At 61.4% G+C, this 13,543-nt stretch carries 11 protein-coding genes; all 11 read left to right on the top strand.

Annotated elements, in window-relative coordinates; translation table 11 throughout:
* Window positions 1-128: 128 nt before the first annotated feature.
* The 11 genes from MBR110_RS30165 to traN all read left to right on the top strand — a co-directional run bounded on the left by MBR110_RS30165 (window position 129) and on the right by traN (window position 13,442).
* Window positions 129-974: a TraK domain-containing protein gene (locus MBR110_RS30165; protein WP_181709990.1), complete on the top strand. Its 846-nt coding sequence runs from the start codon at window positions 129-131 to the stop codon at window positions 972-974.
* Window positions 971-2,368: a TrbI/VirB10 family protein gene (locus tag MBR110_RS30170; protein WP_181709991.1), complete on the top strand. Its 1,398-nt coding sequence runs from the start codon at window positions 971-973 to the stop codon at window positions 2,366-2,368. Before MBR110_RS30165 ends, MBR110_RS30170 begins: the two co-directional genes overlap by 4 nt.
* Before the next feature lie 8 nt (window positions 2,369-2,376).
* Window positions 2,377-3,051: a TraV family lipoprotein gene (locus MBR110_RS30175; RefSeq protein WP_181709992.1), complete on the top strand. Its 675-nt coding sequence runs from the start codon at window positions 2,377-2,379 to the stop codon at window positions 3,049-3,051.
* A 338-nt stretch (window positions 3,052-3,389) separates the two neighbouring features.
* Window positions 3,390-3,734, top strand: coding sequence for a TraA family conjugative transfer protein (traA, locus tag MBR110_RS30180; RefSeq protein WP_258570041.1), 345 nt, complete (start codon window positions 3,390-3,392; stop codon window positions 3,732-3,734).
* Between the two features lie 314 nt (window positions 3,735-4,048).
* Window positions 4,049-4,393, top strand: a complete 345-nt coding sequence (gene traA / locus MBR110_RS30185) for a TraA family conjugative transfer protein (protein ID WP_258570042.1) — start codon at window positions 4,049-4,051, stop codon at window positions 4,391-4,393.
* Between the two features lie 151 nt (window positions 4,394-4,544).
* Entirely contained in the window at window positions 4,545-6,974 is a 2,430-nt protein-coding gene (locus MBR110_RS30190) for a TraC family protein (RefSeq protein ID WP_181709993.1), read from the top strand.
* Entirely contained in the window at window positions 6,971-7,624 is a 654-nt protein-coding gene (locus MBR110_RS30195; protein WP_181709994.1) for a hypothetical protein, read from the top strand. Before MBR110_RS30190 ends, MBR110_RS30195 begins: the two co-directional genes overlap by 4 nt.
* Window positions 7,625-7,646: 22 nt before the next feature.
* Window positions 7,647-8,120 (top strand): signal peptidase I, encoded by a 474-nt coding sequence (gene lepB, locus MBR110_RS30200; protein WP_258570043.1) that lies wholly within the window; start codon window positions 7,647-7,649, stop codon window positions 8,118-8,120.
* A 100-nt stretch (window positions 8,121-8,220) separates the two neighbouring features.
* Window positions 8,221-9,441, top strand: a complete 1,221-nt coding sequence (locus MBR110_RS30205; RefSeq protein ID WP_258570044.1) for a TrbC family F-type conjugative pilus assembly protein — start codon at window positions 8,221-8,223, stop codon at window positions 9,439-9,441.
* A 3-nt stretch (window positions 9,442-9,444) separates the two neighbouring features.
* Entirely contained in the window at window positions 9,445-10,734 is a 1,290-nt protein-coding gene (locus MBR110_RS30210; protein ID WP_408913056.1) for a TraU family protein, read from the top strand.
* Window positions 10,734-13,442, top strand: coding sequence for a conjugal transfer protein TraN (gene traN, locus MBR110_RS30215; RefSeq protein WP_181709995.1), 2,709 nt, complete (start codon window positions 10,734-10,736; stop codon window positions 13,440-13,442). Before MBR110_RS30210 ends, traN begins: the two co-directional genes overlap by 1 nt.
* The last annotated feature ends 101 nt before the right edge of the window (window positions 13,443-13,543 follow it).

Genomic DNA, 13,543 nt, shown 5'->3' on the forward strand with positions numbered 1-13,543 from the left:
ATGGGGGCCCCGTGGGCGCCGGCGGCAGTCCGGTTCCGGGCACGCTCCCGCAGCCATCAGGTGCCGCTAAGCCTGGACATAGCGCCCAGAGCGAGGGACGAACGGCAGGGTCGCTTGCGGCGCAACCGATGCGCAGCAAGCTGCGGCGACTCGAGCCACCCGCGCGCGGGCAGGAGGGCGGCGACGCGTTAGCGGCGCTGCGGATGCCATCTCCAGCCGCGACACCGCTTTACAGCCCGTTGCCGTCGCTTGGCCGTGCGCCGGGATCGGCATCGGGCGGAAAACCCACGGTCGTGCGCTGCGAGAACGGCGTGAACGAAATCATCGAGATGGCCAGCGGCTACCCGAACCAGGTCGTCACGCCGTTTAGCGATCCTCGCATCATCGATTCGAAGGGCGACGATGACAACCTCACGTACGGCAATTCGGTGTTCATCACCCTGAATCGCGACAAGCCCATCGCGATCTGGATTACCGACAAGCGGCCAGGCTCGCGGATGTGCTCGCTGACGCTGGTACCCAAGCCCATTCCCCCTCAGAACATCGTTCTCGAAATCGAGGGGCGCACGAGCAAGCTCGGTGCGGATACGTCCCCAGCGGCAGAGGAGACGGGCCGTGAGAGTCAGTACATCGTCAACCTGCGGACCCTTCTTCGATCGGTGGCCCGCAATATCGTGCCGAGGGGTTTCAGCGACGAGCAGCTAAATGTCGGCATCGCGATCTCGAACGGAATCGAAGCCCAGCCAATGCGTCTTTATTCCGGGACGGACTTCGACATTTACCGATACCACCTCGTCAACAAGAACAGCAGTGCAGTGACGCTCTCCGAGGAGGCATTCGGGAGCAAAGGCGTGCGCGCGGTCGCGTTCTACCCGCGAATCCAGCTTGCACCCGGACAGGATACCGACGTTTTCATTGTGTCGGATCGTGCTGACAGCTCAACCGCGGACGATTCCGGAGGGGCGTCGCAATGAAGATGATCGACAACGTTCGCCGAACGTGGAGTCTGGCGTCGCCGACCAAGCGCAAGCGCATCATTCTGATGCTGGTTTGCAGCGGGCTTGGCGCCGTGTTCTTTCTGGTCTCGAAAGCATCCCACAAGCCGCCCGCGCCGCAAGACACGAGCCTGGATATGCAAGTGATTGCTCCGCCCAAGAAGAACATCGACATCGAATCTCTCAACGCGACGGTGACTGCGCAGTCGCGGCAATTGAACGATCTGCTGACGCGCATGGCCACCATGGGACAGGACCAGAAGAACGCCAACCAGGCGCTCGCGCAACAGATTGCCGACGTTGCGCAAGGCAAGACCGCGGACGCGAACCTGCAGAAGAACATCGACACCTCGGTCTCGACGAAGGTCGCGGAAGCACTAGCCAAGCAACGCGGGCAAAACCCCATGGGTACGCCCGGGATGGTCGGGGTGCCAGGTGCGCCCGGAAGTGGGTTGAACCCGCCGCTGCCGGATTCGGGTTACAGCTACCCGGCGCTACCGATGGGCGGCGCATCGGTACCGGACGCATCCGGCGCGGATGGTGGCGGAGGGTTGCGCGTTTCGGCGGGTGACGATGATACGTCGACAAGCGGTGGTGCCGCAGCCGGTGCAGGCGGGAGCGGGGGCACGAAGGGCGGAAAGGGCGGCACCGCCGCACCGATCAGCGTCAACAACGGGAATCCGAACGCCTCGTCAGCCGACCGCGCCGGAGACAAAGGCGACGATGGCGGTCAGACCTGGTTGACGGCCGGCGCGATGATCACCGGCGTGTTCATCAACGGCGCTGATGTGCCAACTGGACAGGCTTCGCAGAAGATGCCGAGCCCCACACTCATCCGAGTGAAGAAGGACGCGATCCTGCCGAACATGTACCGCGCGGATATCCGCGAGTGCTTCATCTTGACGAGCGGCTTTGCCTCGATGGCGACTGAGCGTGCCTACTTCCGAACCGAGCGATTGTCGTGCGTGCGCAATGACGGAGGCGTGATCGAGACCGCGCTCGACGGATACATCACGGGCGAGGATGGCAAGCTCGGCATGCGAGGGCGACTCGTATCAAAGGAAGGTGCCGTGATCGCGCGGACGCTTACCGCTGGATTCATCGGTGCGTTCGGCAAAGGACTCGCCGCAGGCCTGAACGGACAGTCGTCAACGGGCGGGGTCACGATCTCAACACAGAACGAGGGCATCTCGACAGGGAAGGTTGTTCGCGGCGCGGTCGGGCAGGGCATCGGTGACGCCTTTGACAAGGTTGCCGACTACTACCTGGACATCGCCAAAGAAATGGTTCCGGTAGTCGAAATCGACGCGGGCCGCGCGCCCACCATCATCCTCGTCCACGGCGTCAGCCTGAAGTACAGTCAGCAAAGGTAAGGTCCTCCATGAAACGTAAATCAGTAGCGCGTTGCATCGCTCCGTTGTTGCCGGTACTGGTGCTCAGCGGTTGCGGGTCGTTGTGGAGCGTCGGCAATTCGAAGTTCGACTGCCCCGGGATCCCCAACGGCGTCGTCTGCAAGACACCGCGCGAAGTCTACGACTTGACCAACCATCACGATGCGCTCGTGACGATGGACTCTGACGGCAAGCAAACAGGCAACGCCGAGATCACGGTTGGCAAGCCGACCGGAGTACTCGCGCAAGGCGCATCGGTTCGGTTGCCGCAGCCGATCCAACAGCCGATGCCAATCCTTGAGCCTGCGCGCGTGATGCGGATCTGGGTCAATAGCTGGATCGACCAGAATGGTGATTTGCATTATCCGGGCCTGCTCTTTACGGAAGTGACGCCGCGTCGTTGGGCCCAGGGCAATCTCGTGAGCGGTGTCGGTGCGAAGACGCTCGTCCCGGTTCAGATCGACGCTGATCGAAACGACTCTGACGCCGGCACCTCGACGATCACTGGCGGGGGCGGAATCACGCCAGAGGCGGGCGTGATTCCGAAGCCTCAAGCGATCATCCAACCGTACACGAAGCCTGCAACCACGAACAAGGCACCGGCGAACAACCAAGGCGCGGAGAAGAGCTCGCTTCCCCTCGGACTGCCGAGCGCGGCGAAATAGCGTTCAGGTCCGCAGCCGGCGATCGGCGCCTGGGTGGCGTATAGCATCCGCACAACGCGGAAGGCCGCCCGGTCCCGATCCGCCAGTGTTTGGCCCGTTCCCCCCCCGTACTGCACTTTGGTCAAGAGCCATCGATCGTGGACGAGGCTGTCGTCCTATCGGATTGATGGGCGGAAAGTGGTAGCGCGCCCACCGTCACGAAAACACCCGCGATTTCTAACGAGGAAATAACGCCCGATTTCTAATTGGTGGTCTGAAATTAGGATTAATGCCACGCTCGGTGAACATCCATTTCGTCGAGATACCCCGCCTTCAGACTGTCCTATTCGGAGATCTCGATGAACGCATTGAAACTCGCTCTCGCTCACGGCGCCCCGTCGGTACGCATTGGTCGCCCGTCGGGCAAAACGCTCGCCTTCGTCGTCGTAATCGTGTTCGTGGCGCTCTGCGCGGGCGCCGCGATCGCCGGCACCGATACCACGTTCAACTCGGTCGCGACGATGATCCAAGGGTGGCTCACGGGCTCGCTCGGTCAGGTGCTCGCGCTCGCTGGCTTCGCAATCGCGCTCGCGTCCGGCCTCGTGCGCGGTTCCGCCGTCGGTGTCGTCTTCGGCCTGGCCCTCGCGCTCGCGGCCACGTACGGCCCGACCATCCTCACCGGCCTTTTCACCGCCACGATCTGATCCTCGAACAACACGCGCCCACCCTGAGAAGCTCTTTCCCCGCCTTGTGCGGGGTTTTTTATGTGAATCGATTTATCACGCGGTAAATGATTTATCGTTCATTTATTGATTCAAGAACTGTCAATCGATCGGTGAGTCACTCGGAATTAAAAATAACGAGCATGCACGGGTGCGTTGAAACAGCCCGGGTTTTAATGACGTTATTTCTCACAATTTCTAATTGGGATGCCGTTCATAGAATCACCTCGACCCTCACCACTTGTTCCGGGTCGTTCGTTCACTCAACCGATCCTGCAGACGCACTGGAGATCTCTATGAAGGCACTGACCCTCCGTCTCACCCAAGCCGTTCCGTCGGCACGCCTCTCGCGCCCGAGCAACAAGGCGCTCGCCATCAGCGCAGCTGTCGCCCTCTCGGTGGTGTTCGCGGGCGCCGCGATCGCCGGTACCGACACGACGTTCAACTCGGTCGCAACGATGATCCAGGGCTGGCTGACCGGCTCGCTCGGTCAGGTCATCGCGCTCGCTGGCTTCGCGATCGCGCTGGCCTCGGGTCTCGTGCGCGGCTCGGCCGTGGGCGTCATCTTCGGTCTCGCGCTGGCGCTCGCCGCAACGTACGGCCCGACGATCCTGACCGGGCTTTTCACGGCGACGATCTGAGCACGGCCGCGCTGACGCGCAGCTCTCCCCGGCGCCTCACGGCGCATCCTGGTTGCCCTTGTTCTCCGGACAAGGGCATTTTTCATTTCTGCATTATCGAGTCACATGCGAACCTCCTTCGGCATACCGACCAATTTCCAGGAGTGAATGCATGGGAGCAGTCGAACGCATCGTGGCGATGCTCGAGCGCACGCCACCCTCGGAGTTGTTGCTCCCGCTCGCGCATTCCGCCACGCGTTACTTTCTCGACAACGGCACGCTGGGGGCAGTCTTCGAAGCCGCACTCTTGCCCGGAGCGGACGAGCGTACGCAAACCAACCTGACCAGCGTGCTCAACGAACAGTATCCGCCCGGCACGATGCTGCAATTCATACAGATGGGCGTGCCGGACGTCACGGAGCCTTGCCAGCCGTATGAGGCCGCACGTTCGCGCGACGGCAACCCCGCGTCAGAAACGGCGCGCGCGCTAGCTGGCAAACGAGTTGAATTCATCAAGGGGGGCACGAAGGTGCCTCATCTGCGGATGAATGACGCGCTCACGCTCGACGCTCGCCTTTATGTCACGATCCAGATTCCGTTCTCGGGGATACCGTACCCGTCGGAAGAAGACCTCGCCGACTTCTCGAGCTATTGCGAGAAATTGCAGGGCACGTTGGATGCGGCGAAGATCGCCACGCAGGCGTTGGAACCCGCCAGCTTTTTGGCGGTACTTCGCCGATATTTCAGGATGTTTGGCACCTGGGACTACCACTACGACGAAGAGACGTTTTTGCGTAAGCAGGTTGTCCCGCCCGGCACCCGAATCGTGCCGTATCGGAAGATGTTGCGCATCTCGGTACCCGGCGAGCCCCATACGTTCGTCCGCACCGTTGCGGTCAATCGCTTTCCCAAGTGGGCCGATCTTGGCCTTGCCAATGCACTTGGCGGAGACCCGGACGGAAATGGTACGCAGATCGGTCTGCCGTACGCACTGTGCACAACGCTCCACATCCCCGAGCAATCCACGAAGATCAGCAAGGTCCGTGCGTCCGCCACGTTGATCAACAACCAGGCCTTCGGACCAATGCTGAAGTGGGTTCCCGTGCTGAAGGCGAAGAAGGAAGGGCACGACTGCTTGGGCGCCGCGCTGGAGCGCCGCCAACAAGCGATCGAAGTCGGCACGACATTGACGCTCTTCTCGCGGCGACACAAGCATCTGGAGCGGCGCGCGGCGCAAATTGCCTCTTACTACAGCGAACTACAGGCACAAGCATTCGGCGAACAATACCTGACCGTGCCGACCTTCTTCAATCAATTGCCGTTGCAAGCATCGCCGGCATCGATTTCGAAGACACACCGATTCAAGACGATGGGCGCTGAGCATGGCGCCCAGTTCTTGCCTGTGTTGTCCGATTGGGGCGGCTACGGGGATGCCATTCTGCTGCACACTCGTCGTATGCGGCCCTTCCGCTACGACTTCTTCGATTCGCGATACAACAGCAACTTTAGCTGGCTGCTCTTCGCGGAGGCGGGGGCCGGCAAGTCGTTCACTGTCGAGCGCTTCCTCAGCGACTACCTGTCGATGGGCGTGCAGCTGTGGGTCGTCGACAAAGGGCGATCGCATACCAAACTCACGCAGGCCGCGGGTGGTCAGGTCATCGAATTCAATCGGGATTCCGCGATCTGCCTCAACCCGTTCACGCGCGTCGCTGACTTTGAAGAGGACGTAGGGATGCTAACCGCGCTGGTTTGCAAGATGGCCGCCCCGCGGAATTCGGTATCAGATGCAGAAGAGACACGGATCCTGGAGGCAATCACTAGCACGTGGCAAGCGCTCGGTCCGGACATGATGATCGAGAACGTGATCGAGTATTTGAGAAAGCAGACCGGAGACCCGATCTCAATCGAGCTTTCGCGACGCCTTTACCCGTTCTCCCGCAGCGGCCCATATGGAAGCTGGTTCAATGGACGGAACAACTTCGAGGTCAATGCGCCGATCGTCACGCTCGAGCTCAAGGGCCTCGAGGCGAACCCGATACTCCAGGAAGTGGTGCTCCTGCAGTTGATGCTCACGGTCGAGCAGCAGATGTTCCGCGGCGACGAAACCCGCCAAAAAATGATGATCGCGGAGGAGTGCGGCGACCTGTTGAAGATCGACGCATTTGCCAAGTTCGTCGCCGCGATGACATCTAAGATCCGCAAGCACAAGGGCTCCATGGGCATCGTGATGCAGAACCTCACGCAGCTCTACCAAAGCCGATACGGGGCTGAAATTGCGGCCTCGTGCGCAACCAAACTGATCATGCAGCAGACCGGTGAGGCAATTGAACTCGCGCGCACCAACAAATGGCTCGACCTGCCCGACGCCGCATTCGACCTGCTCAAGACGGTCCATACGAAGAAGGGGCGTGACGGGTATTCCGAGATCGCGTTCTATTCGCCCGTGGGCCTCGGCATTGCCCGGCTCGTCGAGTCGCGATTCAACCAGATTTTGTTCTCGTCCGAAGGTCGAGAACGCACCGAGATTCTCGACGCGGTCGATCGCGGCGAGAACGTCATCGAAGCCGTCGATCGATTTATTGCCGAGGAAGCCGAAGCGTGAGCGAACCCATTGTCCAAGCCGAGTCACCTGCCGCCTGTGCGGCCAAACCCGCAGAAGCGCGGCCCGAGACTGTTCACGAGCCCAGCGTGCCGCATCCGGTCGACGAAGGCGTCCCGCTTTGGGTGCAGGTGGCAGTGGCCTTTTCCGTGATGCTCGGTGCGTTTGCGTTGTACCGCACCTATCAGCCGCCCCCGGCTGCACAACGGATCTATTCGCTGAACGTCGACGCGCTTTTGAGTGCCAAGCAGCTCCAACTCGAGACGACCAAGGACCCGGTCGCGTATAGCGCGGGGATGGCCGAGTTCATCAAGGCATTGCACGGAGAACTGGCGCTGCTTTCGGGATCGGGCGTCACCGTCCTGAAAAACGACGCGGTGCTCTCGGCCGGGAAAACCGTCGACATTACGCCGGCGATCGCCGCGAAGCTCGCGCTCTCGGAGCAGCTTGCACAGGCACCGGCGCGAGACGTGGCGCAGCGGGCGGCCAATGCCGCGCGCGTGCGCGACCAATTGGGCTTCGCCGCGACGTCGCCCGACGCGGCATCCGCTGCGGCGGCCGGGCTGCCATCTTCATCGGCCGCGGGCACCCCCGTGCCCGTATCCCCGGTTTCAGGAGCGTCTGATGCGAAATCCGCTAGCAATCTTGACTAAGCTGCCGCGCAGGAACCGGACGGTGACGCTCGCCGGCGCACTATCCTTTGGGGCTTTTTCGCTCGCTGTCCATGCCGGGATCGTGCCGCAACTCTACTTCGAGGCGCAGGACGTCGCCTGTTTGCCATGGGATGTCTATGTCCCGGCCAGCGGCCCAGGTACGGTGATCCACCATGGGGATATCGTGCGTTTTCGCGCCCGCGGCCTCGCGCCGCTCTTCAAGGACGGGACGCCCATGGCGAAGATGGCGGTGGGCCTTCCCGGCGATCGCATCTCCGTCCATGAGGACCGGGTGTACGTGAACGGCAAGTACTGGGGCTCGCTTGCAATCGGTCTGCGTCGTTTGCAGAAGCCGCCCGGTTACTGGGATCGCGACCTGACAGTGGGAAAGGGGGAGATCTTCGTGCTTGGCACCGAACCCCGCAGCTTCGATTCCCGCTACTGGGGAGTTATTCACGAGGATCAAGTCGATGGCACGCTCAGCGTTCTCCTGTAAGCGACGCACTGCCCTCGCGTGTTGGGCCGTTTCGTGGGCGGCTTCGCAGTTCGCGATTGCGCAGCAGCCGGCCGTCGATCTGTCTACCCTCGGACCGGAAATGGCGGAGCTGACGGCGATTTTGAGCCACCAAGCGGTTGCCGTTGGCGGGGCAGGCGCGGGTGCACCTGCCCCGGCGATGCAGCTGCCGCCGCTCACGACCGGAGACCCACGTGAACTGGATCCGGCGCTCGCGAACGCGTTGGACCGACAGGGACAACGCCTGGCGGCGGGCCAGGGCGGCACGCTCGCCGACGTGCCGGCGCTGCGCTCGAGCGTTCCCGCACACGTTTTGACCGAGGCCCAGCAGGTACTGGCGCCCGGCAAGCGTTACATCCAGAACCTGACCGCGGGAGAAGGGAATCCAGATGGCGCGGGAATGGCCAAAGTCACAACCGTCGTGTTTATCTCGACTTCGATGCCGCAGAGCTCGCTTGAGGCGCTCTTTGCACAGGCCTCGGGGCGCAGCGACGTCGCCTTTGTCGTCCGCGGCTGGACGCCCCCGAACTTCCGCGAGCTCGTCGGGAAGATCATGGCGCAGATGCCCAAGAACAAGCCGCAAGCCAACGTGCTGGTCTATCCCCAGGCCTTTGAGCAGTATGGCATCGACGTGGTGCCCGTCACCCTCCATCGTCGCTCCGCTGACGGGAAGTGGTTCAAGCTGACGGGCGAGATTTCGGTCGACGGCGCGATCGCGGAGATCGAACGCGGTCGAGCGGGGAAGGTGGTCGGCAACACGTACAAGATCGCCGAACCTGACATCCTGTCCGTCATCCGTACGCGCATGGCAGCGATCGACTGGAACAAGCAGATCGCCAACGCGCGGGCATCCGCCCGTCAACGGCCGTTCGATGGCATCGAGATGCCACGCGCCTCACGTACGGACTCGCACCTCTTCGATCCGAGCATCGTGCTGAGTCGCGATGTCGTGAACCCCGCAAACGGGCAGCTTCTCGCGCGTAAGGGTACCGCGATCAATCCGCTGGATCTCCAACCGTTTCCCTACGTGGTTCTGGCGTTCGACCCATACGACGCGTGGCAAATGCAATGGGCTATCGCCCAGGTGAAGGCACACCCAAGCGCCCTCGTATTCGTGACGCGCAATGCGATGCACGGGGACGGGAATCCCACGTGGGGCGTGCTGAAAACACGAACGTTTCCGCTGGATGAGCGCGCGGCCACGCGGTTCGACATCAAGGCCGTGCCGACGCTCGTACGTCAGGAAGGACGAAGCATGCTCATCACGACATTCGCGCCCGGTGCAGCGCCTCGAGGCGAATAGGTCATGACCAGATATCTGCGCCAAGCCTTGTGTCTCACGGCTTTCATAGTGATTGGGTATTTCGTGCCCCTGCGCGGTGCGCACGCACAAGGCCTCGGGATGGCGGATCTGTCGTGTCCCGACGGCAAGATCTTCTCGAATCTCTTCGACGGCGTTTGCTGGTCGTCGATTTTCCCGCTGCGGATCGCTGGGATCGACTTCTTTCATCCCGCAGACGGTATCGAGGCTCCCTATAACGCGAGCCGCAGCATCCTCTGCGAGTGCAAGGGCGGCGGCCGCATCCTCCCCACCGTCGGATTCACGATCGGATTCTGGATGCCCGACAAGCTGATCGAGACGACCCGGTACCCGTATTGCTCGCCGACGTTAGGGGGCATCAGTCTGACGAGCGCCCCGCCCAACGGAATCGACAGCGGCGGCGCTCTGCCGAACGGCATCAGCAATTTCGGACGGCCAGCGCTTGGTGGCGAATCCAGCGACTCGGATCCATCGGAATCCGGACTGCGGCAGTTCAACATGTTCGAGTTCCCGCTGATGCAGATCCTCCACCTGATGAACGTGCCGTGTAATCCCGACGGCGCAATCGGCATCGACTTTGCCGCCTCGTCCGAGGAGATTCCGGGATGGGATAAGCCCGAGCTCGCCGGTTACATGAATCCGGAGACGGCGATTTTTGCCAACCCTGCCGCGATGCTCGCATTGCCGGCCAGTTGCGCACTCGCCAGCTCGGGGCTCTCGCCGCAATCCGACGATCTGATGTTCTGGGCGATCGGTTGTTGGGGTTCTGCATTTCCGATGGACGGTTTTGGCGGCATGTCCGATCAGGTACAGAACTCCTCGCTCGTGATGGCGCGGGCAATGATGCTCTTCAGCCAGATGCCGACGTCTAGCCTCGCCAACCGGACACTCGGCGACGACGTCGTCTCCGGGTCGTGCCAACCGGTCTTTTCCCCGCCGCTGCAAAAATCCGCCTGGAAGGCATCCATGATGTTTCCCGTCCCGGAGGCCGGAAGCGGACTACCTATGGCCGGCGGGTTCGGTGCGAACGGGCAACCGGCGCAGGTCAGCCCGACGATGAACAACCCGGGCAACACGGGTCCCGGGACAGCCCCAGGGGCAGCCAGCTCGTCGGGGCAGGTCATCGACTTCGGGAGTGTCACCAACGGCCGGTGTGCACACCGGCTTGGCGAAACCACGATGCGGTGGGGCGACTGGCGCACGCGGCCCGGTACGGGGGAGGACCAGGTCTACATGTTGTGGCGCTGGGTTGACTGTTGTGTGGGAGTTTTCTGATGGCGTCGATGCATCCGTGGCGGTTCGTAGCTTCTGTCGTTCTTCTCGCCGGCATGTACTTCGGTGGGTCGAGTTTCGCGCGAGCCGATGATTACTCGGATGCCCAAAGCATCATCCTCGGGGCGCCCGGGCAATCCAATTTCGTCCAGATGGGTAATAGTCTCGCCAAGGGGCCCGCAAGCTACGGCCCGTCGGGCAGCGCGAACTGCGATACGACGAAAGGGCAGGTCTGCGCGAACGACGCAATTCCGTCCGAGTACGGTGCATCACAGCTACAGCAATACACCAACAGCTACGGCGGATCGAACAACGCAGGTGCATTGCAGAGCAACGCCTATCAACAGCAGCTGAACGACAAGGCCGCCGCCGCATCGAATCCCAATAGCGATTCACCCGCGCAATGGTTGTATAACTCTGCGAACAGCGGACGCACGAGCCGGGATCTTGGCACGACGCTCGGCTCGGGTGCCGCCGACAGCCTGCAGACCATGAATGGTGGCTCTGACCCAGCCGGGCAACCTGGGCTCCTCAGTGGTCTCTTCTCAGGATGCACATCGACCACCGATGCATCCGGCAAAGTGTCGCAGGTGTGCGGCGGTGCCGTTCGCTGCCTGGGCAATGCTTGCCACAACCCACAGCAGGAATCCAATGCTGACTTCGGGAGTTTCGCTGCTGCGACGCAGATGATCAATGCGATCCACGCTGGCATGGTGTGCGCGGAGACCGGAAAGCCCCCGAGCCAAGCCAATACGTGCACACCAACACAAGTACAGGTCGTGACCGGCTATCAGCCGGACCCGAACAACCCATCGTGCACGACAACGGATTGCATGATCCCGATCATGGGTCCACAGGACATCTGCAAGGAAACCGGAAAGCCGATTCCGGTCACATGCAACGGAGGCCCAGTACAGGATCTGTCGGGCACGCTCGCCAATATGCCAGCGACCTGCAAGGTCGCGGCCACAGCGCCCGATCTCAACGCCTATCCACAAAACTGCACACCTGTCGTATTCGTGGGCACAGAAAACTATTGCAACAACTATTTGGGTTCGGGGGTAGGGCTGACGAACAACTGTTGCGCGATGGGCGCCAACTCGGCGAGCGGGCTTAGCTTGACGTCGCTCATTGCGTTGTCGGACATGATTCCGCAAGCCAAGGAATTGAAGGCTCAGCTGATTGCGCAGGCCAAGGACGGCCTAAGTCCCTTGACGGAAGCAGCGTCCCAGCTCGCGGATGACTTCACGAGCGCCGTCGGAAACGTGGCGGGGCAGATCGAAGGCGGCCTCAGCAGTGCCTTGTCGTCCTCAGCCGTTGGCGCTGGCATGGAAACACAGGCGCTTGGGAGTGGCATGGGCACTGAAGCATTTGACTTCGACATGGTATCTGGCGGTGGCGATGTTCCGGCTATCGATGGCTCGTTAAGCTCCATGGTCAGCGACGCACTCACAAGCGTCGTTGGACAGGAAGCGGCCGAGCAGATACTGCAGGCCTATGACTACTTCAATACGGCGATGATGTACTACTCCGCCGCGAAAATGATCGGGCAATTCGCGACCAAATGTACCGCGGATGAACTGCAAGTCGGCGTCAAGAAGCAGAATCGGGTCTGCGTAAACATGAATACGTATTGCGCAACAAGTTTCCTCGGCGTATGCCTCCAGGAAACAACAAAGTCCTGCTGTTACAGCTCAGTCATCACACGCATCCTTGGGCAGCAGATCAAAGCACAGCTCTATCCCGGGGCAGGCAACAACGGCTACGGACCAGACGACAACCCTGATTGCGGCGGATTCACGCCACAGCAGCTCGGGCAGGTCGACTGGCAACGCATCGACCTGAGCGAGTGGACGCAGATGCTGCAGCAAACCGGCTATGGTCTTCCCCAGAGCGGGACACAAGTCAATGCGGCGGCAAGCAGTCCCAATAGCGCCATGGCTTACTACATGCCGAACTCCGGCGCACCGATGGTTGACCAGCAACAGAACGCGGCGACGCGATCACGGCAACTGGCCCAGAACAACAACCTCGAGGCAGTCCGCGCTGTCGCGACTCAGACTCAACCGAAGTGCTATCTGGATCCAAGCGGCATCCCGGTTTACGCACCGCCTGCGAAACCCGTGGAGAACGTGGTCCAATGGACAACGACACACACCGATTTCCCCCAGAGTACGCCACTTGGCAATTGCACGCCAACCGTGGGGCAGCATTGCGTACAGCTGTATCTTGGCTACTACGCGTTCCACACCATCAACGGCCAAATGTGCCAGGCGCTCTTCAGCCATGAAGGGATTTTCAAAGTTACCCATCCGGAACTCATCGTCCAGGCCCACCTAACCCAGGTCATCTGGGACGATCACGCACTGATCAAGATCAACGGGCGTCAAGTGTTTGCGTCGTCGGGTTGGTTCAACACGTCTTACTACGGCGGAGCCGGCGCATGCGAACTCCACAATGCGTGGGGGGGATTGCAGATTCCACCAGGTACGCTAGGCATCGACCAGATCAAAATCGTCCCGGTCCCGGAGTCCCAGGGTCAAGACTACATCGATCTGACCAGTGACTTTACGAAGGGTGGGGATGTTCCGACAGGACTTTATCTGCAGGTGGGCGGGTCTGGTGAGGCATGGGCTCTCATTCAAATCGAGTACAACGATCCACCACCGCAAATCCCTACGAACTGCATTGCCCCACCATCACCTCAGTAACGTATGCGATCGCGGTGGCGGCCCAATCGCCGCCCGCTGAGCTAACGTGCGACGGCAGGATTCCGGCATTCGCCTCTCATTTCTCTACGCACTGTCATCGA

The organism is Burkholderia sp. MBR-1 (assembly GCF_013822785.1).
Lineage (GTDB): Bacteria > Pseudomonadota > Gammaproteobacteria > Burkholderiales > Burkholderiaceae > Burkholderia > Burkholderia vietnamiensis.

Excerpts from the sequence above, each read along its gene's own strand:
- MBR110_RS30165 (WP_181709990.1), top strand. The coding sequence starts at position 129 with ATGCGCAGCAAGCTGCGGCGACTCGAGCCACCCGCGCGCGGGCAGGAG.
- MBR110_RS30170 (WP_181709991.1), top strand. The coding sequence starts at position 971 with ATGAAGATGATCGACAACGTTCGCCGAACGTGGAGTCTGGCGTCGCCG.
- MBR110_RS30175 (WP_181709992.1), top strand. The coding sequence starts at position 2,377 with ATGAAACGTAAATCAGTAGCGCGTTGCATCGCTCCGTTGTTGCCGGTA.
- traA (WP_258570041.1), top strand. The coding sequence starts at position 3,390 with ATGAACGCATTGAAACTCGCTCTCGCTCACGGCGCCCCGTCGGTACGC.
- traA (WP_258570042.1), top strand. The coding sequence starts at position 4,049 with ATGAAGGCACTGACCCTCCGTCTCACCCAAGCCGTTCCGTCGGCACGC.
- MBR110_RS30190 (WP_181709993.1), top strand. The coding sequence starts at position 4,545 with ATGGGAGCAGTCGAACGCATCGTGGCGATGCTCGAGCGCACGCCACCC.
- MBR110_RS30205 (WP_258570044.1), top strand. The coding sequence starts at position 8,221 with ATGGCGGAGCTGACGGCGATTTTGAGCCACCAAGCGGTTGCCGTTGGC.
- MBR110_RS30210 (WP_408913056.1), top strand. The coding sequence starts at position 9,445 with ATGACCAGATATCTGCGCCAAGCCTTGTGTCTCACGGCTTTCATAGTG.
- traN (WP_181709995.1), top strand. The coding sequence starts at position 10,734 with ATGGCGTCGATGCATCCGTGGCGGTTCGTAGCTTCTGTCGTTCTTCTC.